Annotated in this window: 24 protein-coding genes; 14 read left to right on the top strand and 10 right to left on the bottom strand. The window is 73.2% G+C overall.

The features are described from left to right. Positions 1 to 8: 8 nt before the first annotated feature. Together Dsi01nite_RS38125 and Dsi01nite_RS38120 are read right to left on the bottom strand one after the other, a co-directional pair. On the bottom strand, positions 9 to 743 hold the full coding sequence (locus tag Dsi01nite_RS38125; protein WP_239136466.1) for a 3-keto-5-aminohexanoate cleavage protein: 735 nt from the start codon (positions 741 to 743) through the stop codon (positions 9 to 11). A gap of 84 nt (positions 744 to 827) precedes the next feature. Continuing rightward, positions 828 to 1,109: a DUF3040 domain-containing protein gene (locus Dsi01nite_RS38120; RefSeq protein WP_203851244.1), complete on the bottom strand. Its 282-nt coding sequence runs from the start codon at positions 1,107 to 1,109 to the stop codon at positions 828 to 830. Between the two features lie 237 nt (positions 1,110 to 1,346). On the opposite strand from Dsi01nite_RS38120, the gene Dsi01nite_RS38115 reads away from it, so the two are divergent. The 4 genes from Dsi01nite_RS38115 to Dsi01nite_RS38100 all read left to right on the top strand — a co-directional run bounded on the left by Dsi01nite_RS38115 (position 1,347) and on the right by Dsi01nite_RS38100 (position 5,159). Then, positions 1,347 to 2,276 carry a hypothetical protein gene (locus Dsi01nite_RS38115; RefSeq protein WP_203851243.1) on the top strand — a complete coding sequence of 310 codons (930 nt, stop codon included), beginning with the start codon at positions 1,347 to 1,349 and terminating at the stop codon, positions 2,274 to 2,276. A gap of 139 nt (positions 2,277 to 2,415) precedes the next feature. Further along, positions 2,416 to 3,750, top strand: coding sequence for an AI-2E family transporter (locus Dsi01nite_RS38110; protein WP_203851242.1), 1,335 nt, complete (start codon positions 2,416 to 2,418; stop codon positions 3,748 to 3,750). A gap of 40 nt (positions 3,751 to 3,790) precedes the next feature. After that, positions 3,791 to 4,228 carry a nitroreductase family deazaflavin-dependent oxidoreductase gene (locus tag Dsi01nite_RS38105; RefSeq protein WP_203851241.1) on the top strand — a complete coding sequence of 146 codons (438 nt, stop codon included), beginning with the start codon at positions 3,791 to 3,793 and terminating at the stop codon, positions 4,226 to 4,228. 1 nt (position 4,229) lies between these two features. Beyond that, on the top strand, positions 4,230 to 5,159 hold the full coding sequence (locus Dsi01nite_RS38100; RefSeq protein ID WP_239136465.1) for a glycoside hydrolase family 88 protein: 930 nt from the start codon (positions 4,230 to 4,232) through the stop codon (positions 5,157 to 5,159). A 22-nt stretch (positions 5,160 to 5,181) separates the two neighbouring features. On the opposite strand, the gene Dsi01nite_RS38095 is transcribed toward Dsi01nite_RS38100, so the two are convergent. Continuing rightward, complete coding sequence (locus Dsi01nite_RS38095; protein WP_203851240.1) at positions 5,182 to 5,691, bottom strand: MarR family transcriptional regulator; 510 nt, start codon at positions 5,689 to 5,691, stop codon at positions 5,182 to 5,184. Between the two features lie 83 nt (positions 5,692 to 5,774). On the opposite strand from Dsi01nite_RS38095, the gene Dsi01nite_RS38090 reads away from it, so the two are divergent. The 4 genes from Dsi01nite_RS38090 (at position 5,775) to Dsi01nite_RS38075 (ending at position 8,109) form a co-directional block, all read left to right on the top strand. Continuing rightward, a complete protein-coding gene (locus tag Dsi01nite_RS38090) occupies positions 5,775 to 6,593 on the top strand; it encodes an SDR family oxidoreductase (protein WP_203851239.1) in 819 nt (272 codons plus the stop codon). A 1-nt stretch (position 6,594) separates the two neighbouring features. Further along, the gene (locus Dsi01nite_RS38085; protein ID WP_203851238.1) at positions 6,595 to 6,957 is read left to right on the top strand and encodes a DoxX family protein; all 363 of its coding nucleotides are present in this window, start codon (positions 6,595 to 6,597) and stop codon (positions 6,955 to 6,957) included. A gap of 88 nt (positions 6,958 to 7,045) precedes the next feature. Next, on the top strand, positions 7,046 to 7,468 hold the full coding sequence (locus Dsi01nite_RS38080; RefSeq protein ID WP_203851237.1) for an ester cyclase: 423 nt from the start codon (positions 7,046 to 7,048) through the stop codon (positions 7,466 to 7,468). 2 nt (positions 7,469 to 7,470) lie between these two features. Beyond that, positions 7,471 to 8,109, top strand: coding sequence for a TetR/AcrR family transcriptional regulator (locus tag Dsi01nite_RS38075; protein ID WP_203851236.1), 639 nt, complete (start codon positions 7,471 to 7,473; stop codon positions 8,107 to 8,109). 102 nt (positions 8,110 to 8,211) lie between these two features. On the opposite strand, the gene Dsi01nite_RS38070 is transcribed toward Dsi01nite_RS38075, so the two are convergent. After that, on the bottom strand, positions 8,212 to 8,451 hold the full coding sequence (locus tag Dsi01nite_RS38070; protein WP_203851235.1) for a hypothetical protein: 240 nt from the start codon (positions 8,449 to 8,451) through the stop codon (positions 8,212 to 8,214). Between the two features lie 52 nt (positions 8,452 to 8,503). Further along, a complete protein-coding gene (locus tag Dsi01nite_RS38065; RefSeq protein WP_203851249.1) occupies positions 8,504 to 10,255 on the bottom strand; it encodes an ABC transporter ATP-binding protein in 1,752 nt (583 codons plus the stop codon). Positions 10,256 to 10,380: 125 nt separating this feature from the next. Here Dsi01nite_RS38065 and Dsi01nite_RS38060 point away from each other — a divergent pair, with 125 nt between their 5' ends. Beyond that, complete coding sequence (locus Dsi01nite_RS38060) at positions 10,381 to 10,806, top strand: MarR family winged helix-turn-helix transcriptional regulator (RefSeq protein WP_203851234.1); 426 nt, start codon at positions 10,381 to 10,383, stop codon at positions 10,804 to 10,806. A 34-nt stretch (positions 10,807 to 10,840) separates the two neighbouring features. Beyond that, a complete protein-coding gene (locus tag Dsi01nite_RS38055; RefSeq protein WP_203851233.1) occupies positions 10,841 to 11,611 on the top strand; it encodes a hypothetical protein in 771 nt (256 codons plus the stop codon). A 69-nt stretch (positions 11,612 to 11,680) separates the two neighbouring features. Here the strand turns inward: Dsi01nite_RS38055 and Dsi01nite_RS38050 are convergent, their stop codons facing one another. Next, a complete protein-coding gene (locus tag Dsi01nite_RS38050) occupies positions 11,681 to 12,571 on the bottom strand; it encodes a serine/threonine-protein kinase (RefSeq protein WP_203851232.1) in 891 nt (296 codons plus the stop codon). A 108-nt stretch (positions 12,572 to 12,679) separates the two neighbouring features. Here Dsi01nite_RS38050 and Dsi01nite_RS38045 point away from each other — a divergent pair, with 108 nt between their 5' ends. Beyond that, positions 12,680 to 15,010, top strand: a complete 2,331-nt coding sequence (locus tag Dsi01nite_RS38045; RefSeq protein WP_203851231.1) for a putative bifunctional diguanylate cyclase/phosphodiesterase — start codon at positions 12,680 to 12,682, stop codon at positions 15,008 to 15,010. Next, on the top strand, positions 15,007 to 16,827 hold the full coding sequence (locus tag Dsi01nite_RS38040; RefSeq protein WP_203851230.1) for a sensor domain-containing diguanylate cyclase: 1,821 nt from the start codon (positions 15,007 to 15,009) through the stop codon (positions 16,825 to 16,827). The genes Dsi01nite_RS38045 and Dsi01nite_RS38040 overlap by 4 nt, the downstream gene beginning before the upstream one ends. Here Dsi01nite_RS38040 and Dsi01nite_RS38035 read toward each other — a convergent pair. After that, on the bottom strand, positions 16,806 to 17,009 hold the full coding sequence (locus tag Dsi01nite_RS38035; protein ID WP_203851229.1) for a hypothetical protein: 204 nt from the start codon (positions 17,007 to 17,009) through the stop codon (positions 16,806 to 16,808). The genes Dsi01nite_RS38040 and Dsi01nite_RS38035 overlap by 22 nt on opposite strands. 171 nt (positions 17,010 to 17,180) lie before the next feature. Here Dsi01nite_RS38035 and Dsi01nite_RS38030 point away from each other — a divergent pair, with 171 nt between their 5' ends. Continuing rightward, positions 17,181 to 18,044, top strand: a complete 864-nt coding sequence (locus tag Dsi01nite_RS38030; protein WP_203851228.1) for an aldo/keto reductase — start codon at positions 17,181 to 17,183, stop codon at positions 18,042 to 18,044. Positions 18,045 to 18,130: 86 nt separating this feature from the next. Here Dsi01nite_RS38030 and Dsi01nite_RS38025 read toward each other — a convergent pair whose 3' ends face one another. From Dsi01nite_RS38025 to Dsi01nite_RS38015, 3 genes are read right to left on the bottom strand one after another with little or no spacing between them, the layout of a single operon-like run. Further along, on the bottom strand, positions 18,131 to 19,399 hold the full coding sequence (locus Dsi01nite_RS38025) for an aldehyde dehydrogenase family protein (protein WP_239136463.1): 1,269 nt from the start codon (positions 19,397 to 19,399) through the stop codon (positions 18,131 to 18,133). 43 nt (positions 19,400 to 19,442) lie between these two features. Continuing rightward, positions 19,443 to 20,261 carry a class I SAM-dependent methyltransferase gene (locus Dsi01nite_RS38020; RefSeq protein WP_203851227.1) on the bottom strand — a complete coding sequence of 273 codons (819 nt, stop codon included), beginning with the start codon at positions 20,259 to 20,261 and terminating at the stop codon, positions 19,443 to 19,445. Continuing rightward, positions 20,258 to 21,520: a glycosyltransferase 87 family protein gene (locus Dsi01nite_RS38015; RefSeq protein ID WP_203851226.1), complete on the bottom strand. Its 1,263-nt coding sequence runs from the start codon at positions 21,518 to 21,520 to the stop codon at positions 20,258 to 20,260. The genes Dsi01nite_RS38020 and Dsi01nite_RS38015 overlap by 4 nt, the downstream gene beginning before the upstream one ends. An 83-nt stretch (positions 21,521 to 21,603) precedes the next feature. Between Dsi01nite_RS38015 and Dsi01nite_RS38010 the strand changes: the two genes are divergently transcribed. Beyond that, a complete protein-coding gene (locus tag Dsi01nite_RS38010; RefSeq protein ID WP_203851225.1) occupies positions 21,604 to 22,275 on the top strand; it encodes a siderophore-interacting protein in 672 nt (223 codons plus the stop codon). Positions 22,276 to 22,371: the final 96 nt, after the last annotated feature.

Here is a 22,371-nt window from a genome sequence, read left to right as displayed (position 1 = left end):
GGGGCGGATCAGTCGGGCGCCGCCCAGACCGACAGCGCCTGCCGGACCAGCTCCGCGTTGCCGCTGACCGGGGCGCCGCCGGGACCGGTGAGGGTGTCCTCCAGGCCGATGCGCGTCGGCAGGCCGAGCCGACCGGCCAGGGCGACCATCGGCCAGCACTGCTCGCCCTCGCCGTGCAGGAGCCGCTCACCCCGGACGCCGATCTCGTCGAGGCGGGCCAGGACCGCCGCGGCGTCGGTCCGGGGCGACATGACCTCGACGAGGATCCGGGGCAGGTCATCCACGATGGACAGCGCCGAGGCGTCCTCCACGGACCAGACGCCGGCCTCGATCGCGACGCCGAGCGACCGCAGCGTGCCGACGAGGTCGGTGAGGCCGGGCTCGGCGACGTTGACGGAGGCGAAGTCGGGGCGCCGGACCGGCGGGAGCTGCGCCCAACCGGCGACGGCGCCCTGCCGGGCGGCGACGTCCCGGTCGGTGATCCACAGCCCGGTGGTGACCCCGATCGGCGTGGCCGGGCAGGCCTCGCGGACCGCGGCGACGGCGGCACCCACGTCGGCCGGATCGAGCGACTCGAGGCCGCCGGCGTCCCTGGGATGCAGGTGCACGGCCTCCGCACCGGCGGCGACCGCCTCCCGCGCGGCGACGGCGAGCTCGGCGGGCGTGCAGGGCAGGGCCGGGTGCTCGCCGGGGCGCCGACTGCCGTTCAGCGCGACCTTGATCCGGGCGATAGGGGGCAACACGGTACAAAGTTTAACGGCAGTGCACGGACCCCCGACGGCCGGCGGGGCCTTCGGGGGTCGGACGTGCGGTGCGGTGAGGTGCGGTTATGGGATGACAGGTGGCTCTGGTTGGTGCGGCGATCGCCAGGTCCACACGCCTCCGGCGACGCCGACGGCACAGATCGCCAGGACCGTGCCCGCGACGCTGCCGGCGGCCAGGCCGACGACGACGCCGAGGACCCCGGCGACGGCGATGGCGACCGCGATGATGCGGCGGGGTGTGACTCGGCGGGTCATCGCCCGGTTGAACCCGTTGACGAACCGCGTGTCATTGCGCAGTGCGGCTTCGATGTCCGCGAGCCGCTGCTGCTCGCTCTCGCTGAGCATGATGCTCAACCTCCTCCGACGGGCCTGCCCGGTGCGCGACGTGTACCCGCTCCGCTCGATGGTCACACACTTCTGCGGGTTTAGGGTCGGTCGATTGGCGCCAGTGGGAAACTCCCAGCCTGCCACGTGGTGACCTGACCTGGTAAATGCACCATATGTCGCTTCTCGCGTCCTGCAGGCCAGGGTCCGATGTGCCATCCTCTACGGCGAAACACGTCAGTATCGGGGAGGACAATCGTGGATCCGTCGCAGCAGTGGCCGTACCCGCAGCAGGGCCAGCCGGGTCCGCAGTATCCGCAGCAGGGCCAGCCGGGGCCGCAGTACCCGCCGCAGCAGCCGGGCCCGCAGTACCCGCCGCAGCAGCCGGCGCCGCAGCAGTACCCGCCACAGCAGCCCGCGCCGCAGCAGTATCCGCCCCAGTACCAGCCGCCGCAGCAGCCCAACTACGGCAACCAGCCCTACTCGGCGGCGCCGTACAACATCGCGCCCAACTCGGCGGCGCCCTACAGCGGGCCGCCCGCCAACGCCTACCAGCCGCCGGCCACCGGCATGCTCCCCGTGCCGCCGCCATCGCGCAGCAAGCTGCCGATGGTGGTGATCTCCGCGGTCGTCCTGCTCGCTGTGCTGGCGGTGTCGATCGTGGTCGTGGCGCTGTCGAAGGACAAGAAGGCCGATCCGGTCGCCGGCCCCAGCACCGCGCCGGCGTCCCAGGCCGGTCCGGTCGACTCCTGCCTGGTCGGCAAGTGGAACCAGACCGGTTTTCAGAAGACCGTCGACTTCGCGGGCACCGACATCGAGAAGCGCGAGGGCATCGGCAAGGTCAAGATGGTCGGTGCCGGCAAGGTGTGGACGATCAACGCCGACGGCAGTGCGATCGAGGACGACACGAAGTTCGTCTACAGCGGCAAGGACGACAAGGGCCGCACCATCACCGGCACGTTCCAGGGCACCGCTGAGTGGCAGGTCAAGACGGTCGGCCGCACGATCGAGTACGCCGGCAAGGAGAGCGACGCGGCGGTGGTCTTCACGGTCGACGGGCGTAAGGCGGGCACGATCACCCTCGAGCCCAACCTCGACCCGGTCAACTACACCTGCGTCGGCGACGTGTGGCGCACCACGCCTCCCACGGAGCCCGACACGTTCGCCCGGTACGACCGGGTCAAGTAACCGCCGCGAACCCCTCGATTGGCGTAGGCCGTCGAGGGGTACAGCGTCGGCATGACCGGCCAGCGCAGCGGCTCGGGCCGGTCATCAGGGGCGCAGTCTTGGGGTCAGGTCGGCGCCGGAGCGAAGCGGAGGCGACGGCATGACCTGGATCGCGCAAGTGTCCGACCGTGCGAAGGCGCGACTGACCACGGCCCGCAGGACCGGCGTGGTCCCCGACTTCCGCAGCGAGGCGTCCGACCGTGATGTGCTGGTCGTCGACCAGCGTTCCACTGTGGACGACGGCATCCCGCACGGGGTGCGCGTGGCCGGGGCGTGGGCGTGGCGGATCGTGCTGTTCATCGCCGCCGCGTACCTGCTGCTGCGCCTCATCGACGCGCTGCGGCTCATGGTCATCCCGGTCGTCGTCGCGTTGCTGCTCGCGGCGCTGCTCGAACCGGCCGCCGCCGGCCTGCGCAAGCGGGGCGTGCCCCGGTCCCTCGCCGCCGGGCTCGTCCTCGTCGGCGGGCTCGTCGTCGTGTTCGGCGGCCTCGGCGTCATCGTGCAGACGTTCATCGCCCAGTTCGACAGCCTCAGCGAACAGGTCGCCGGCGGCGTCAACGAGATCCGCGACTGGCTCGCCAAGGGGCCGCTGCACATCTCGAAGGAGCAGGTCGACTCCGCCATCAACGGGATCGGCAGCCAGCTGTCCTCGAACCGCGGCGCGCTCACCTCCGGCGCCCTGACCACCGCCACCACCATCACCGAGGTCCTCACCGGTTTCTTCGTGGTGCTGTTCACGCTGTTCTTCTTCCTGCGCGACGGCGGGCAGATCTGGGAGTTCCTCTGCCGACTGCTGCCCGTCCCGGCCCGCCTGCCCGCCGCCCGCGCCGGCCACTACTCGTGGTTCACGCTGGTGTCCTACGTCCGGGCCACCGTCCTGGTCGCGTTCGTCGACGCCGTCGGTATCGGCATCGGGCTGGCGATCCTGCGGATCCCGCTGGCGCTGCCCCTCGCCGCGCTGGTCTTCCTCGGCGCGTTCATCCCGGTCGTCGGCGCGACCCTGTCCGGCGCGGTCGCCGTGCTGGTCGCCCTCGTGACCAAGGACCCGCTGCACGCCCTGCTGGTGCTCGCCATCGTCATCGCCGTGCAGCAGCTGGAGGGCCACGTGCTGCAGCCGCTCATCATGGGCCGCGCGGTCTCCCTGCACCCCCTCGCGGTGATCCTGGCGATCACCACCGGCGTGGTCGCCGCCGGTATCGTCGGCGGACTCGTCGCGGTCCCGCTGCTGGCGGTCGGCAACACCGCCGTCCGGTATCTCGTCGCCCATCCGGACGGCGAGCCGACCCCGGACAAGGAGCCACCGGGCACCCAGCCCTCGGACGAGTCCGACGGCGGGCCCATCGCCTCGGAGCCGGCCGGCGATCCCGTGGCCGCGCCGCCCGGGGAGGACCTGCCGGACGCGAACACCTCCGGCAGCACCGACTCCCACGGGTAATGTTGATCGAGCGCACCGTCATACGTCGTGAGGAGCTGTCATGCCACTGAGCGGAGAGTACGCACCGGGCGCCGCCGACTGGGCCAACGAGCAGGCGGCGCTGTTCGAGCGGACGAACGGCGCGGAGGGCAACACGCTGCGCGGCCGCCCGATCATCCTGCTCACCACGCTCGGCGCGAAGTCCGGCAAGCTGCGCAAGAACCCGCTGATGCGGGTCGAGCACGACGGCGAGTATGCGGTCGTCGCCTCCAACGGCGGCGCTCCGAAGCACCCGGTCTGGTATCACAATCTCGTCGCCCACCCGCAGGTCGAGCTGCAGGACGGCCCGGTCCGCAAGGACTACAGCGTCCGCCTGGTCACCGGCGAGGAACGCGCCGCGTGGTGGAAGCGCGCCAACGAGACCTGGCCCGACTACGACAGCTACCAGACCAAGACCGACCGGGAGATCCCCGTCTTCGTCCTGACGCCCGTCAGCTGAGGTGACCGCCTCGACCGAGGTGACCGCCGGGGACCCGGTCCTGCTCGCGCTGCTGGCCATGCAGCGGCACTCGTGGGAGCAGGGCGTCGCCACGCACGCCCTGCTCGACCTCGGCCACACCGGCCTGGCCCGGCTGCTCGCCCGCGACGCGGTCGTGCACCAGAGCGCCGACGGCCGGCTCGGCACGGTGGGGGAGGAGTCGGGCTCGGTCAACGGCGCCGCCTGCGGCGAGGCCCTGATCGGTCACCCGGCGCTCCGGGCCCACCTCGACGCGCAGCTGGACTGGCTGCTGTCCGGTGCGCCCCGGGCCACGGACGGCACCCTCTTCCACGTCGTCGGCGGCCGCGAGGTCTGGGCGGACACCGTCTACATGGTGGTGCCGCTGCTCGCCGCGACCGGCCATCCGGACGAGGCCACCCGGCAGGTCGCCGGCCACCGCGAGCGGCTGTGCTCCGGCGGCCTGTACGCGGCCCGCTGGGACGAGGACACCGCGACCCTCGCCGCCGCCGAGCACTGGGGCACCGGCAGTGGCTGGGTCGCCGCCGGCATCGCCCGGGCACTGCGGCACGACCCGTCCCTGCGACCCGCCCTCGCCGGCCACGCACGGGAGGTCGTCGACGCGTGCCTCGCGCTGCGCCGCCCCGATGGGCTGTTCGGCAACGTCCTGGACGATCCGGCGTCGTTCCCGGAGGCGAACGTCGCGCAGATGTTGGCGTACACCATCTGCACCGGCGTCGCGGACGGCTGGCTCCCGGCGTCCTACGCGGCGGCCGGCCGCTCGCTGCTGGCCTCGGTCGCGCCGCTGGTGACCGCCGACGGCCTGGTGACGCAGGTGTGCGGGGCGCCCACGTTCGACCGGCCCGGCACCTCCGCCGAGGCCCAGTCGTTCCATCTCCTGGCGAGGGCCGCGGCGGCCCGCCTCGACAGCTGACGCGCGGCCGTCCGGCGCGGATTCAGTCCTGCTCGGCCAGGTCGTCCGTGGCCCGGCGGCCGGCCGTGGTGGCCCGGTCCAGGAACTCGGCGAGCAGCTCGAGCTGCGCCTCGTCGTAGCCGGCGCAGAGGTCGTCCATGGCGGCGTTCATCCCGGCGTACAGGTGGAAGATCTCCGTGTTGCGCTCCTTGAGCGCGCGGACCTGGACGGCCCGGCGGTCCCCGGGGTCGCGTTCGCGGGTGATCCAGCCGGCCCGCTCCAGGCGGTCCAGCACGCCGGTCATGGTCGCCGGGTGCTGGCCGGCGCGCCGGGCGAGGGCGCTGGGGCTCATCGGCCCGTGCCGGTTGATCAGGTCGAGGCAGTCGAAGTCGGCGTCCTTGACCCCGAGCCGGCCGCCGACCTGGTGGTTGAGCAGCGACAGCTGGATCGACAGCTCCCGCAGTGACTCCTTGATCGCGGTCGTGGAGCGCCGCCGCTGCCGCTTCCCGTCCTGCTTCTCGTCCTGCTTCCCGTCCTGTGATACGGAACTCATATCATCTCGATCCCTGACTCATATATTATGAGATCCATACGATATCGGTTGTCGAAGACACGATACCTGGGAAAGGGACCGCGATGATCCTGCTCACCGGCGCGACCGGCACGATCGGCCGCCACCTCCTGCGCATCCTGACCGGGACCGGCGAACCCGTCCGGGCCGTCACCCGCGGCGCCCCGCTGCCCGGCGTCGACAGCGTCCGCGCCGTCGAGGCCGGCCTCGACGGCGCCACCGCCCTGTTCCTGCACCCGAGGGTCGCCGGCGAGGACGCCGCCGGGATCCTCGCCTCGGCCCGCGCGGCCGGGGTCCGGAAGGTCGTCGCGCTCACCGCCATGAACGTCGAAGACCCGGAGGAGCGGCAGCCGTCCCGGTTCGCCGGTGACCGCAACAAGGAGCTCGACGCCGCGGCCCGCGACAGCGGCCTGGACTGGACCGTCCTGCGCGCCTCCTCCTTCGCCGGCAACGCCGCCCGCGCGTTCGGCCCGCAGCTGCGGGCCGGGCACGTCGTGCGGTACCCGTTCCGCGCCTTCCAGGAGTCCCTTGTGGACGAGCGGGACATCGCCGAGGTCGCCGCCGCCGCGCTGCGCGACGGCACCCTGTCGGGGCGGGTGCTCGAACTGACCGGCCCGCAGTCGCTGACCCACGGCGAGCAGGTCGCGACCATCGGCGCCGTGCTGCGCCGCCCGCTGACGTTCCAGGAGGTGCCGCCCGCGGTGGCCGCCTGGCAGCTCACCGTCGGCGGCCTGCCGGAGCTGTTCGTGGGGGCGCTGATGGAGCGCTACGAGCGGCACCTCGACCAGCCGCAGCACCCGCCGACCGGCGTCGTGGAAGAGGTCCTCGGCCGCCCGGCGACCCCGTTCGCGAGCTGGGTCGCCGACCACGCGGACGCGTTCTGACATGGCCGCCTACACCGTCGTCGCGCTGGTCACCGCCGCGGCGAACCTGTTCTCCGGCACCTGCGCGGTGGTGCACTTCCGGCCGATCCTGCCCGGCATGGCCCGCGCCGGGGTGCCCACGTCGTGGCTCACGTTTCCGATCGGCGTGCTGAAGCTCGCCGGCGCCCTCGGTCTGCTCGCCGGGCTGGTGACGTGGTCCGGGCTCGGCACCGCCGCGGCCGCGGGGCTGGTGGTGTTCTTCGCCTGCGCCGTGTACACGCACCTGCTGGCCCGCGACTACTCGGCACAGTTCGGCCTGGCGATCGGCCTCCTCGCGCTCGCCGCCACGACCCTCGCACTGGATCCCGCGCTCAGCGTCGGCTAGAACCCGGCCGCCGATCCCTCCAACGAGCTTGAGCCGGGCACCGGTTCCGATGGAACGTGGTTCTATCGAATCGTTGAGGAGGAACCCCATGGAGATCACTGAGAAGCTGGTGCGTGACCTGCTGGCCGCGATCAACGAGGGCGCGGTCGACCGGATCGGACCGCTCGTCGCCGAGGACTTCGTCGACCACGGCGCGCCGCCCTGGGCCCCCACGGGCCGCGCCGGCTACCTGCAGATCATGGGCTTCCTGACCGGCGTGCTGCGGCTGCGGTTCGAGCTGCACGAGGTCGTCGCGGCCGGCGACACGGTGGCGGTCCGGGCCACGACCCACGGCGTGCACAACAGCGACCACCTCGGCTTCGCCGCGACGGGCCGGCCCTACGCGATGATGACGATGCACATGTACCGCTCCGCCGGTGGCGTCCTCGTCGAGCACTGGGGCGTCCGCGACGAGCTCAGCGTCCTGTGGCAGGTCGGCGCCCTGCCGGTGCCCGAGCCGGTCGCGTTGTAGGCATGACCGAGCGGCGGTATTCCAGCGCGGTCCGGGCGGAGCAGACCCGGGCCACCCGGCAGCGCGTGATCGCCGCCGCCCGGGCGTTGTTCCTGCGCCGCGGGTACACCGGCGCCACCGTCGAGGCGATCGCCGCCCGCGCCGGATGCAGCGTCCAGACGGTCTACAACACCGTCGGGGGCAAGGCGGCGGTCCTCAAGGCGGTCTACGACACGATGCTCGCCGGGGACACCGAGCCCCTGACGATCGCCCAGCGCCCCGCCGCCCTGGCATTGCGCGCCGCGACCGACGGACGGACGGCCCTGGCCCTGTACGCGAAGATGGGCCGGGACATGGTCGAGCGGGTCCTGCCGCTGCTGCCGATCGTGCTCAGCGAGGGCGCGGCCGGCGACCGCGAGGTCCGGACGTTCATCGACACGGTCGAGGCCGAGCGCGCGGTCGGCACCAGGGGCATCGCCGCCGACCTGCGGGAGCGCTTCGGCCTGCGGGTCAGCGTCGCCGAGGCGGCCGACGTGCTGTGGACGCTCACCGCGCCGGACGTGACGATCCGCCTCGTGCACCGCTGCGGATGGACCCTGGACCGCTACGAGCGCTGGCTCGCCGAGTCCATGGCCGACGCCGTCCTGCCCCGCCTCCCGTGATCGCCGCTCCCCGTGATCGCCGCTTCCCGTGATCCGGAAGACCTTGGGTACTCAGGAGTGCACAGCCTCTTCCGGATCACGGGGAAGGGGAGGCGGAGGGGGTCAGCGGTTGCGCTGGCGCCAGGTGGCGAGGGTGGCTTCGAGGCGGCGCTGGTTGCGGCTGCCGCCGGACAGGCCGCGCCGGGCCCGGCCGTAGAGCCAGACGGCGCCGCCCACGACGAGCGCGCCGACGATGAGGTAGCCGATGGCGCCCAGGAGCACCTTGACCAGCCAGAGAGTGATCGCGCCGACGATGAACAGTCCGACGACGGCGGCAGCGATCCCTGCGAGGACTCGACCCATACCTCCAATATGCGCCCGCGGCGGTGGCGGGCGCATCGGGGAAGTCACCGATTCAGGCGGCCAGTGCGGCGTAGGGGCCGGCGGCTTCGAGGAGGGTGGCGTGGGTGCCCCGCTCGATGACCCGGCCCTGGTCGATGACCAGGATCTGGTCGGCGTCGCGGACGGTGGAGAGGCGGTGCGCGATGGTGATCGTGGTGCGTCCCTCGGCCAGGGTGTCGAAGGCCCGTTGGACGGCCCGCTCGGTCTCCGTGTCCAGGGCGCTGGTCGCCTCGTCGAGGACGAGGATGCGCGGGTCGCGCAGCAGGGTGCGGGCGATCGCGATGCGCTGCTGCTCGCCGCCGGAGAAGCGGTAGCCACGGGAGCCGACCATCGTGTCGTAGCCGTCGGGGAGCCGGGAGATGAGGTCGTGGATCTGCGCCGCCTTCGCCGCCTCGACCAGTTCGTCGTCGGTCGCGCCGGGCTTCGCGTAGCGCAGGTTCTCCCGGATGGTGGTGTGCAGCAGGTACGTCTCCTGGCTGACCACCCCGACGACCGCGGCGAGATCGGTGAGCCGCACGTCGCGCAGGTCGATGCCGTCGATGGTGATCCGGCCGCCGGTGGGATCGTGCAGGCGGGCGACGAGCGAGGCGATGGTGCTCTTGCCGGAGCCGGTCTCACCGACGAGGGCGAGGGAGGTGCCGGCGGGCACGTCGAGGCTGACCCCGGCGACCGCGGCCGCGTCGCTGCCCGGGTAGCTGAAGGTGACGTCCTCGAAGCGCAGGTGGCCGCGGGTGGTGGCGCGGGGCAGCGGCACCGGGTGGGCCGGGTCGTCGACCTCGACGGGCAGGTCGAGATACTCGAAGATCCGGGCGAACAGGGCGAGCGAGCTGGTCAGCGACACGCCGACGCCGAGCAGGCCCATGAGCGGCCGGAACAGCGCGGACTGCAGCGCGGTGAACGCGACCAGGGTGCCGATGCTCAGCGAGCCCGCGGTCGGCGGCAGGCCGGCGCTGAGGTAGATGACGGCCGGGATCGCGGCGAAGATGATGCTCATCGAGGCCATCCGCCAGCGTCCGGCGAGCTCGGAGCGCAGCTCCAGGTCGATCAGCCGGTTCGAGGAGGCGGTGAACCGCTCGACCAGCGCGGCGCCCGCGCCCATGGTCTTGCTCAGGCGCACGCCGCTGACGGAGAGGCCCTCCTCGATGGTGACGTTGAGGTCGGCGAGCTCGCGCTGGCGCGCGGCGGTGATCTCGCGGCGCATCCCGGCGACCTTGCGGGTCAGGTAGATCGCGGGGGGCAGCACGACGAGGGAGACCAGCGACAGCCGCCAGGACAGCGCGGCCATGGCGACCGCGGTGGTGATCGTGGTGGTGAGGTTGGACGCGACGGAGGTGGCGGTCGAGGTGACGACGCTCTGCATGCCGCCGATGTCGTTGGTGATGCGGGACTGCACCTCGCCGGTCCGGGTGCGGGTGAAGAACCCGACGGACTGGCGCTGCAGGTGGGTGAAGACGTCGGTGCGCAGGCGGTGCATGACCTGCTGGCCGACCTTGGTCGACATCCAGGTCTGCACGACGCCGAGCGCCGAGGTGACGGCGGCGACGGCGACCATGCCGCCGACCAGCCAGAAGAGCAGCGTGGTGTCGCGCTCGGGCAGGGCCTTGTCGATGACCTCGCGCAGCAGGAACGGTGACGCCCCGCCGAGCGCGGAGGAGACGACGATGATCGCGACGACGGCGGCCAGGGGGCCGCGGTGGGCGGTGAAGAGCCGGCCGATGCGGGCCAGGGAGACGTCCTTGGCGCGGGTCTTGTCCGCGGCGCTCAGTTCACGGGTGCGGGGAGGTCGGGTGGGGTGTTGGGGTTCCAAGGGAACTCACCTTCTGCAGGGGACGTTTTGTTGAGGTTACCTCACTATGAGGCTCCAACACCAACCCCTGCTACCGTATTCCCGTGAAGCATGCCGACGACGGCCGTGACGAGAGTCTCGCCGAGGTGTTCTGGAGCGTCGCCCGCCGGCTGCGGCACCTGACCCACGAGACGCTCGAGCCGATCGGCATCACCCCCGGGCAGTCCCGCGCGGTGGCGGTCCTCATGCGGCACGGCGTCATGCGGCTGAGCGAGCTGTCCGACCACCTGCGGATCGCGCCGCGTTCGACCACCGAGGTCGTCGACGGGCTGCAGGAGCGCGGGCTCGTCGAGCGCCGCCCCGACCCGGCGGACCGGCGTGCCACGCTGGTCGCGCTGACCCGGGCGGGGCAGGACGTCGGCGAGGCGATCCGCACCGCCCGGGCCGCCGAGGCCGACCGGTTCTTCGCCGACCTCGACGCCGACGACCGGGCAACGCTGGCGAGGATCCTGCGGACGCTGAAGGCGTAGCGATTCACCGCGCGACCCAAGGGGTACGGTTCGGATGACCGAGCCTTGCCAACAGGAGACGACCGAGTTGACCGAGGCGATGACGCCGCGCTGGCAGGAGGCCGACAGGGCCGTCGAGTCGCTCGTCGCCGCCCTGGTCGCGGCGGCCGCCCGGACCGCCGACCACAGCGGCCGCCACGGTCCCCGCGGCCGGTCGCGCCCGGAGCGCCGGCCGAAGAGCACCCGCCGCCACATCGCCGAGGTCGTCCGCGCCCACCAGCTCGCCCCTGGGCTGCGGGTGGACCGCAACATGGTCGCGGCGCTGCTCATCGGCCACCGCGACCTGGTGAGCAACCCGGTCCTGGTCGTCGCCGTCGCCGAGGCCTGCAGCATCATCGAGGGCCGCAAGTTGAGCGCGAAGAAGGCGGCCCGGATGCGCGCGGCCAGCCTGCGTGTCGCGAAGCTCATCGCCCGCGCCGAGGCCGCCACCCCGCCCGTGCCGGCCCAACGCCTCGACCCGGCCCCCCTTGCATCCCCGCCTGCGGATTCGGTACGGGATGAGCCGGCCCAGGCGGTGCCCGCGAAGGTCGAGCCGGGCCAGGCGGTGCCGGCGAAGGTCGAGCCGGCCCAGGCGGTGCCCGCGAAGGTCGAGCCGGCCCGAGCGGGGGCCGAGCGCCGCAGGCATGACGAGCGGCGCGGTGCCGCCCGCCGCCGGGCCCGGGCGCGCCGGGACCGGGCCCGCCGCCGCCGGATTCGCCGCCGCTGGTGGCTGGCCACCACGGTCCTGTTGCTCCTGGTCGTGATCGCCCTGCTCACTGTCGGCTGAGGTCACTGGCTTGTCGGCAGACGACGCCAGCGGTCCCCGATCGGGCGGCGCGGGTCACGAGCGTCCGGCTCAGACGGTGAGCGTCGGCGCGTCGAGCGCGGCATGCGCGGCGGGCTCAACGGCGGGCCGGTGGGCCAGGACCGGCGGGACGTGCACCGGCACGTCGACCGCGGCGGACAGGATCAGCGCCAGCGCGACCGCCGTGGGCCGGAGCTCGGGGACCTTCGACAGGCAGGCGGCGCACAGCTCAGCGATCTCCGGCGGCAGCCCGTCGATCGGCGGCAGCCCGGCCGGCGGCGTGAACCGGTGCGCGTGCAGCACCTGCGCGTCGGTGTCGACGGGCCACGGGATCCGGCCGGTCAGGCACTGGTACAGCAGCACACCCAGCGCGTACACGTCCGCGGCCGGGCTCGCCGGGCCACCGTCGAGGCGCTCCGGCGCCAGGTAGGCGGGCGTGCCGAACAGCACCGGCTCCGACGGGAGCCCGACCCGCGCGGCGACCCCGAAGTCGAGGATCTTCGCGCCGGCCGCGGTGAGGACGATGTTGGCGGGCTTCACGTCGCGGTGGACGATCCCGTGCCCGTGCGCGGCGGCGAGGCCGGCGCCGACCTCGGCGCAGATCCGGCCGGCGACCTGCCAGTCGAGCGGCCCGGCCCGCATCGCCTCGACCAGCAGCGGGCCTTCGACCAGCTCCATCACCAGATACGCGGTGCCGCGCCCGCCGCGGCGGGACGTGCCGAAGTCGTAGACGGACACGACGTTGGGGTGGGCGAAGCGGGCGCCGGAGCGGGCCTCGTTGCGGGCGCGGTCGAACGCGTCGGGGTCGGCGGTGTGCTCGGGGGTGAGCAGCTTGACCGCGACCTCCCGGTCGAGGACGTCGTCATGCGCCCGCCAGACACTCGCCATCCCGCCCTGGCCGAGTTTCGGGCCGAGGCGGTACCTCCCACTCAGACACCGCATGGATACCTCCTTCCCGGATCGTCGGAGAACCACACGGCAACCCGGTGGGCAACCGGCGCGCAACCACCCGGAGGTGGACTCAACAGAGGTCACCGACAGGAGGCGTGTGTGCACACAACGAAACGGGTGCTCCTGGCCTTCGGCGCGGCCGGGATCGTCGCGTCGTCGCTGACGACCGGGCGGCTCGGCCACGCGATCTGGTTGCTGACCGCGATCGTGTGCGCGTCGCCGCTGTTGGTGCGGGTGTGGCGAGACCGTGGCACGGTCGCCGCGCCGTGGCGGCTGGTCGTGCTCGGGTTCGCGGTGCGGCTCGCGTCCGACGTCGTGTGGTGCGTCGAGGACCTGCGCCACGACGGCGCGGTGCCGTTCCCGTCCTGGAACGACATCGGCTACCTGGCGTCCTACGGGCTGCTGCTGGCCGGCCTGGTCCGCGCGGCCGGCGGGCGGGCCCGCACCGCCCTGCTCGACGCGTCGATCATCGCGGCCGGGCTGGCGCTCGTCGACTGGATGCTCCTGGTGCACCCGTACCTGCACCACGCCGACCCGGGCGGCCCCGGCGCGACGGCTCTCGCGCTGCTGTACCCCATGTGCGACCTGGTGCTGTTCGCGACCGGGGTGCGGGTGCTGTTCGCCGACGCGCGCTACAGCCCGGCCAACCGCCTCGTCCTGCTGGGCGTCGGGCTGCTGCTGGCGGGCAACTTCATCTTCTTCGCCCACGCCGCGACCGGCACGACCCGCTCGGTCGACCTGCTCGACAACGCGCTGTGGCTGCTGTCGTACCTGGTGCTCGGCCTCGCCGGGCTGCAGCGGGGGCTGCCGGTGACCGGCTCGCAGGAGCCGGCCGGCGACGGCCAGGCGATGTCCCGCGCGCGGATCGTGACCTTCGCGGCCGCGGCGGTGATCGGCCCGTTCATGTTCGTCCTCCAGCGGACCTTCACCGACGGCGACGGCGACCACCTGATGGTGCCGGCGACGGTGTCGGCGACCCTGTCCCTGCTGCTGGTCCTGCGCCTCGGCGGGCTCGCCCGGGTCGCGCAGCGGCGCTCCGCCGAGCTGGACCTGCACGCCGGTGAGCTGGCCCGGCGCGGCCGGGACCTGGCCGAGGCCCTGGTCGAGCGGGAGGCCCTGGAGCACCAGCTGCGGCACGGCGCCCTGCACGACCCGACCACGGGACTGGCGAACCGGGCGCTGCTGACCCAGCGCATGGAGTGGGCGCTGACCAGAAACGACGATCAGGGCCGGCACGCGCTGATCCTGCTGGACCTGGACCGCTTCACCGACGTCAACGACGCGCACGGGCACGGCTTCGGCGACGAGGTCCTCGTCGCGGTCACCGACCGGCTTCGGGGCGTCGCCGCGCCCGCCGACACGCTGGCCAGGCTCGGCGGTGACGAGTTCGCGCTGTTCGTCGAGGACGTCGACCCGTTGCGCGCCCAGCACCTCGCCGAGCACCTGCGGGCCGAGCTGAAAGCGCCGCTCGTGATCGGGGCGCGGACCGTACACCTGACCGCCAGCCTCGCACTGGTGCATCTCACGCCGAACGCCGCGCCCCGCGACGCGGTCGCCGACGCCGACCTGGCGCTGCGGGCGGCGAAGCGGGCCGGCCGGGACCGGGTCACCGTCTACCGGCCGGAGCTGCGCACGGCCCGGGAGACGTTCACCCGCATCAGCGCCGGCCTGCGGCACGCGGTCGACCGCGGCGAGCTGGCCGTGCACTACCAGCCGGTGGTGGAGCTGCCGTCGGCGCGGATCGTCGCGGTCGAGGCGCTGCTGCGGTGGACGCCGCCGACCGGCCCGGTGCCGCCGCTGGACTTCATCCCCGTCGCCGAGGAGACCGGGATGATCGTCCCGATCGGCGCGTGGGTCCTCGAGCAGGCGTGCCGGGACGCGAAGGGCTGGCACGACCGGCACGGCACGTCGCTGACGGTGAACGTCTCGGTGCGCCAGCTCGCCGAACCGGGATTCGCCGACCAGGTGCTGCGCACCCTCGCGCGGACCGGGCTGCCGGCCGCCGCGCTGGTCCTGGAGATCACCGAGTCGGTGTTCGTCGGGGTCGCCGACGACGCGGCGCCGCTGCTCGCCGCCCTCGACGGGCTGCGCGCGCACGGGATCCGGGTCGCGATCGACGATTTCGGCACCGGGTACTCGTCGCTGTCGTACCTGACCCAGCTCCCCGTCGACATCCTCAAGATCGACCGCTCGTTCGTGCCGACGGCTGAGGCGGTGGGGGAGGACCACGCGTTCACCCGCGCGGTGCTGCAGCTCGGCACCAGCCGGCAGTTGCCCGCGATCGCCGAGGGTATCGAGACCCAGGAACAGGCGCAGCTGCTGCACGACCTCGGCTGCCGGCTCGCGCAGGGCTACCACTTCGCGCGGCCCGGACCGGTCGCCCAGGTCGACGCCGCGTTCCTGCGCCTCAACCCGGCGCTGACCCCATGAGACACCAGCTGCGGCGCGACCCCGTGCTCATCGCACTGGCCGCCGCGTCGGTGCTCCTGATCGCGCTGTTGCTCGCCGGTGCCGGCGGCGTCCGGCTGTTCTGGTCCGCCCTGCCGGGGTACGACCTGCTGCTGTGGGTCTTCGCGCGACGGGTCGCGGCGATGCCGGGCGTCCCCGCGGACGCGCGGCGGTTCTGGCGCCGGTCCGGGCAGGCCGCGGTGTTCTTCGTCGTCGGCGACCTCAGCCAGACCGCGGTCGCGTGGCTGCACCCCGGGCCCGCCGCGGCGGTGCCGAACCCGTTCCAGGCCGCCGCGATCCTCGCCGGCACCTGCTGGCTGATCTGGGTCATGCTCACCCACCCCACGCACCTGCCGTCCACCGCGGCGAAGGTGCGCTTCTGGCTCGACGCGGGCGCCGTCCTCGTCGGTGCCGGCGTGCTCATCTGGCTGCTGCTCCTGCCGCACGCCGGCGGGGGCCGTGGGGCGCCGGTGGCGCTGCTGCTCGGCACCGTGATCATCGCCATGACCGCGTTCTCCGCGGTGAAACTGGTCCTCAGCGGCAACGCGCCGCTGACCGTGCTGGCCGCCGCGCCGATGCTGGCCGCCGCCGCCGTCCAGGGCGTTGTCAGCACCCTGGTCACCGCCGACAACGCCCACCAGCGCCTGCTGCTGGCCGCGCAGATCCTGCCCGCGGCGCTGCTCACGTTCGGGCCGCGGCTGCAGGAGCACTCGGTGCGCCTGGACCCGGTGCGCTCCGTGCGTCCGGCGCGGCGGCCGTACAGCCTGCTGCCGTACACGACGCTCGTCGGGCTCTTCGCGGCCCTGCCGATCGTCCTGCGCGACGGGCTCGGCCCCGACGTGTGGCTGCTGCTCGGCGGTCTCGCCGTGACCACGGCCCTGGTCGTCGTGCGCCAGCTGCTGGCCTTCCGGGAGAACGCGGTCCTGCTGTCGGAGCTCGGCGCGCAGCAGGAACGCTTCCGGTCGCTGCTGGCGCACTCCACCGACATCACCTCGATCGTCGACGCGTCCGGCGCGCTGACCTACGTGACCCCGGCGACGGAGCGGCTGCTGGGCAAGTCGCCCGCCGCGGTGCTCGGCACGACCGTCGTCTCGCACATCCACCCGGACGACCTGCCGGCCTTCACGACCGCGATGGACACGCTGCGGGCCACCCCGAACGCGTCGGTGAGCTACCAGGCCCGCTACGCGCACGCCGACGGCTCCTGGCGCTGGCTGGACGTGGTCAGCCGCAACCTGCTGCACCTGCCGAGCGTCGGCGGATACGTCAGCAACGCCCGCGACGCGACCCAGGCCCGGCTGCTGCAGGACGAGCTGCGCCACCAGGCGACCCACGACGGCCTGACGGGCCTGGCCAACCGGGCGCTGTTCGACGCGCGGCTCGCCGCCGCCGCGTCGCACCCCGCCGGCCACACGGTCGCGGCGGTGCTGCTGGTCGACCTCAACGACTTCAAGGTCGTCAACGACACCCACGGCCACCACGCGGGGGACGCGGTGCTGGTGGGGGTCGCCGAGCGGCTCGCCGCCAGCGTCCCGATGGGCGGCACCGCGGCGCGCATCGGCGGGGACGAGTTCGCGGTGCTGCTACCGGGCCTCGACGTGCGCGCCGCGGAGGCCGTCGCCCGCCGGTTCCTGGACCTGCTGGAGGTGCCGGTGACCGTCGACGGTCACCGGCTGCTGGTGCGGGCGAGCGTCGGCGTCGTCGACGGCGACCCGAAGGCCGCCGAGGCGCTGCTGCAACGCGCCGACGCCCGCATGTACGCGACCAAACGCGAAACTCAGATGTCCTCGTCGAGCTGAGTCGCGCGGCGCGCCTCACGCACCACCTGACCGGTCGAGTCGACCGCACCTTCGTCGATGCGTCCACCGCGGGCCTCGTGCACGGCGCGGCTCTGTGCCTGCTCGTGCTCGCGCCGCGCGGCCGCCCTGGCCTGGCCCTCCGCGCTGTCGGGGTCCACCCCGGTCGGGTCGAATGCGTTCATCTGATCACTCCAGACGGGTTGGCGTTGGCGTGCTGCGCACCATACCCACACCCACCGCCGCGAATCCATAAGCAATTCACCACGCATCCCACCCATTGGATGCGGAATACCGCCGCCCCGTGGATAGGTTTGGCTGGTTACCTGCTTTTTGTCGTAAGGAGATCCCGCCGCATGTCACAGCAGATCAGCGCGCACGCCGGGGCGGCCGGCACCATCGACCTCGGCGGCGACCTGACCGTCAACCGGCTCGGCTTCGGCGCCATGCGCATCACCGGCGCCGGCATCTGGGGCGACCCGCCCAGCCGCGCCGACGCCGTGGCCGTCCTGCGCCGCGCCGTGGAGCTCGGCGTCACCTTCATCGACACCGCCGACTCCTACGGACCCGACACGAGCGAGGAGCTGATCGCGGAGGCGCTGCACCCCTACGCCGACGACCTGGTCATCGCCACGAAGGGCGGCCTGGAGCGGTCCGGCCCCAACGAGTGGAGCTCCAACGGCGACCCCGCGCACCTGCGCAAGGCCATCGACGGCAGCCTCCGCAAGCTGCGCCTCGAGCAGATCCCGCTGTACCAGTTCCACCGCCCCGACCCGCGGGTGCCCCTGGAAGACTCGATCGGCGCCCTCGTCGAGGCCAAGGACGCCGGCAAGATCCGCCACATCGGCGTCTCGAACTTCACCGAGGCGCAGCTGCGGGTCGCGCAGGCCCTGACGCCGATCGTGTCGATCCAGAACCGGTACAACGTGGACGACCGCGGCTCCGAGTCGCTCGTCGACCTGTGCGAGCAGGAGGGGATCGTGTTCCTGCCCTGGGCGCCGATCCAGAACCTCGACGGCGTGGCGGCGGTCGACGAGATCGCGGCGCGATACGACATCACGACGCGGCAGCTGGTGCTGGCGTGGCTGCTGGGCCGTTCCCCGGCGATCCTGCCGATTCCGGGCACTGGTTCGGTCTCGCACCTGGAGTCGAACGTGGCGGCGGCTTCCGTGGCGTTGACCCCCGCTGAGATCGCGACCATCACCGCTGCGACTGCCTGACCCCTCAGGTCGACGCTTCTCATGATCCGGTCGACGTTGCGTACCCCTGGGTACACACCGTCGACCGGATCATGGATAAGGGCAAGCTACCCGGCGAGCTCGGCAACGCGCGACGCCGGCACCACCGCGTACTGACGCAGCGACAGATCCCGGAACGTCACCGGCCCCCGCGGCCCGGGCACCCGGTCGATGTTGATGCCCGTCTCCGGCAGCGCCAGCAGCTTGAACCCGTCCAGCAGCCGGGTCGTCGCGTTCCAGAACGCGCCCGTCCCCGCGTAGGCGGCCAGGAACTCCCGCGCTGCCGCGGCGGACTCGGTGACGATCCCCGCCGCCAGCCCGGACGTCGCGTCGTTGGCGAGCTGCGCCGCGGCAAGGGGACCGGAGACCGGTGCGATCGTCACCGTCGCCTCACCCGCCGAGTCCAGCGCCCACTCGTAGCCCAGCGCGTGGCTGTGCGGCGGGAGGGAGGCGGCGATCGACGGGGTCCGGGCGGCGAGCGCGGAGACGATCCCCGGCACGGTCGAGGACCAGAGCGACTCGTGGACGAGGAGCAGGTTGAGCCGGTTGCACACGCCGAGGCGGTCGAGGCCGGCGTCGATGAGGGCGGCGGACTTCGCCGGGTCGGCGGCCGCGTCGAGGTAGAGGACGCCGCCGCCGTCGGCGTGGGCGAGGGTGCGCACGCCGTGCAGGGCGGCGCGTTCGGCGAGGCTGCGGGTGCTGTCGCCGCTGCCGCGGAGGATGACGAGCGGGATGAGGCCGGGCTGCGAGACGAGGGCCTCGGCGGAGTCGCGGCCGCGGGTGCGCACGAGCTGGACGGCGGCGGGGTCGAGGCCGGCCTCGGCGAGGGCGGGCGCCACGACAAGATCCATCAGGGCGACCGCGGAGGCCAGGGCGGCGGAGCCGGTCCGCAGCACGCCCGCGTTCTGCGACTTGACCAGCTGGGAGGCGACGTCGACGGTGACGTTGGGGCGGGCCTCGTAGTTGGCGCCGATGACGCCGACGGGGCGGCGCCACTCCTGCAGGACCAGGTCACCGTCGAGGGCGCGGATGGTGCGCTGGGCAGGTTCGGCGGGCACCTCGGCGAGGATGTCGAGCTGGGCGGCCATCGCCGCGAGCCGGGTCTCGTCGAGCTTGAGCCGGTCGAGCAGGCCGCCGCTCATGCCGTCGGCGACGGCCGTGGCCTGGTCCTCGCGGTTCGCGGCGAGGATCTCGTCGCGGGCGGTGCCCAGACGGCGGGCCATGCCACGCAGCGCCTCGTCGATCGTCTTGGCCGGGGCCGCGGCGAGTGACGGCGCGGCGGCCCGGGCCGCGCGGGCGGCGGCCGAGACGGCGTCCAGAGACGATTCAGCGGACACGCGAGCTCCCAAGACGATGACGGAAAACCCAGATTCTAGAGCGTCAACGTTTGACGGCCTGGAGGGTGTAGGTCTGCGGCAGCCGCCAGGGCCGGTCGGCGAGGCGGTGCTCCCCGTGCGGGTCCTCGACGGTCCGCCCCGGCAGCGCGTCCCACGGCGCGCTGTCGTGCTCCTGCAGCATGGTCAGGGACAGGCCGGCGTCGAGCAGCGCGGTGACGACCTCGCCGAGGCCGTGGTTCCACTGGTGGGTGACGGTGTTCTGGAACCGCACGTCGGTCTCGACGTACGTGTCGCCCTCGTCCCAGATCATCGGCTCGGGCCGTTCGAAGTAGGCCTGGTCGACGGCGAGGACCCCGTCGGCGCGGGTCTCGTCGACCGCCCACAGCATCGGGTGGCCCTCGCGGATGAACAGCCGCCCGCCGGGGCGCAGCAGCGCGGCGACGACGCCGGCCCAGCGCCGGATGTCCGGCAGCCAGCAGAGCGCGCCGATGCCGGTGTACACGAGATCGAAGGAGCCGCTGAGCGCCGAAGGTGCGTCGTACACGTCGGCCTCGACGTAGTCGATCGCAGCGCCGGTCGCGGCGGCCAGGGCGCGGGCCTCGGCGAGGGACGCGCCGGAGAAGTCCAGGCCGGTGACCGTGGCGCCGAGCCGGTGCAGCGACAGCGTGTCGGTGCCGATGTGGCACTGCAGGTGCACGGCCCGCAGCCCGTCGACCGGGCCGAGGCGCGGCAGGTCGAAGCGGATCGTGCCGCTGAGATACGCCGGGTCGTCGATGAACCGCTGCCGGAAGTAGCCGGGTGACGCGGCGTGCGCGGGCGCCCGCTCGTCCCACTGGGCGCGGTTCAGCGAAAGGTAGGTCACACCGACGACACTGCCAGCTCGGGCGCCGGCTCGACAGCGGTTTTCGAGCGCCGCAGCCACAGCGCGGCCAGGACCAGGAGCGCCAGGCTGACCAGGGTGTACGTGTCGCCGACGACCCGCTGCACGCCGTGCCAGGTGGTCGGGTCCTCGATGTCGGGGAGGTGCCACAGCAGCCCGCGGGGCGCGGCGACGTGCTCGTCGCGGCCCTGCATCGGCCACGCGAGGAAGGCCAGGACGAGCAGGCCGGGCAGGCCGGCGGAGAGCCAGCGCAGCCGGGCCGGGACCTGCGCGGCGACCGCGGTGGTGGCGACGAGGACGGGCACGATCCAGGCGTAGTGGTACGTCCACGACACCGGCGAGACGAGCAGGCCGGTGAGCGCGGTGCAGGCGACCCCGAGCAGCTCCTCGCCGCGCAGCCAGGCGGCGCGGGCGACGGCGAACCCGGCCACGGCGACGACCAGCGCCAGGGCGTAGTAGACGCCGTCGGAGCCGGTCCAGCGGGCGGCGAGGGTGTGCAGCGACTGGTCGAGGGACCCGCCGAGCGCGACGTCCTGGGTGACCCGGCCGGAGCTGGCGAACATGCCGGTGAACCAGTACTGGGCCGAGTCCCGCCAGTCGGCGGCGAAGCCGAGCAGGGTGAGGGCGGCGAACACCCCGGTGGCTGTGAGCGCGTCGCGGAAGCGCCGGGTGATCAGCAGGTACACGATGAAGATGCCGGGGACCAGTTTCGCCGCGGTCGCCACGCCGATCGCCGCGCCCCGCAGCCGGTGGCCGTCGGGCAGCGCGAAGTCGGCCATGACGAGCAGCACCAGGATCATGTTGATCTGGCCGTCGTTGAGGTTGGCCTGGACGGGTTCGAGCCACAGGCTGCCGGCGGCGAGGGCGAGGGCCGCGCCGGCGAGGCCGAGCCGGCCGCGCAGGCCCGCCATCCGCAGGCTGAGCAGGCAGACCACGACGAGTGAGAGCACGGTCAGCGCGTTGAGCGCGACGAGGGCGTGGGTGCTGCCGAGCCGGGACAGCTGGTCGAAGGCGAGCAGGGTCACCGGCGGGTAGGTGAACGGCCAGTGCCCGGCGGTGAACGCGAGGTCGTAGACGTGTTGGTGGTGCCGGAACGCGGCCCCGGCCTGCACGTAGACCTCGATGTCGGGGTCGTCGAGCTGTGGACCTTCGAGCCGGGCCACCTGCAGGTAGCTGCCGAGCGACACGACGAAGGCCAGCGCGCCGGGCAGCAGCAGCCAGTCCGGGAGGGTCCGCTTCACGGTCCGCAGCGTCGCACACGGCGGTGCCGGGATGCGGCAGCCCAACGGCCGGAATCCGCCGACCGGCCGTACCGTCATGCCCCATGAGGAACCCGTTGCTGGAGTTGTTGTTCGTCCGCGCCCGCGTCGACGAGGTCGCCACCTCGGGGCGGTTCCGGTGGATCCGGCTGCGCGCCGAGGCGCTGCGCACCGCCGGCTGGCAGCCGGGCCAGCAGGTCCGCGTCGACGTCGGACCGGCCAACGCGATCGCCCCGCTGCTGCGCACCTACTCGGTGTGGGACCGGCAGGACGACGCGATCGAGCTGCAGGGCCTGCTGCACGGCGACGGCCCCGGCGCCCGCTGGCTCGCCGCCGTGGCGCCCGGCACCGAGGTCCTGCTGAGCAAGCCGAAGGGCGACTTCGTGCTCCGGCCGGCGCCGTGGCACCTCTTCGCCGGGGAGGAGACCGCGTCGGTCGCGTTCGGCGCGATGCTGCGGTCGCTGCCGCCGGGCAGCCCGACCCGCACCGTCGTGGAGTGCGCCGACGACGCCGACCGGCTGCCGCTGCCGGGCGCCGTCGACTGGGCCGGCCGCGGCGGCCTGCTCGCCGCCGTCGAGGCGCTGACCCTGCCGGACGGCCCCGGCCTCGCCTACATCGCCGGTGAGGCCCGCGACGTGCAGGCGGTCCGGCAGCACCTGGTCCGCGACCGTGGCTGGCCGCGCCGGTCCGTGCTGACGAAGCCGTTCTGGACCCCGGGCAAGAAGGGGATGGAGTAGCTGCGGGTGAGCACAAAATGCACCCTCCGTGCTCACCCTGGTCACTGTTATGTATGGACACATGTGCTGCAGGCCGGTGACTCGTGCCACGTTCCG

The organism is Dactylosporangium siamense, assembly GCF_016862795.1.
Classification (GTDB): Bacteria; Actinomycetota; Actinomycetes; order Mycobacteriales; family Micromonosporaceae; genus Dactylosporangium; species Dactylosporangium siamense.
This window is presented reverse-complemented; position numbering and strand designations above follow the sequence as displayed.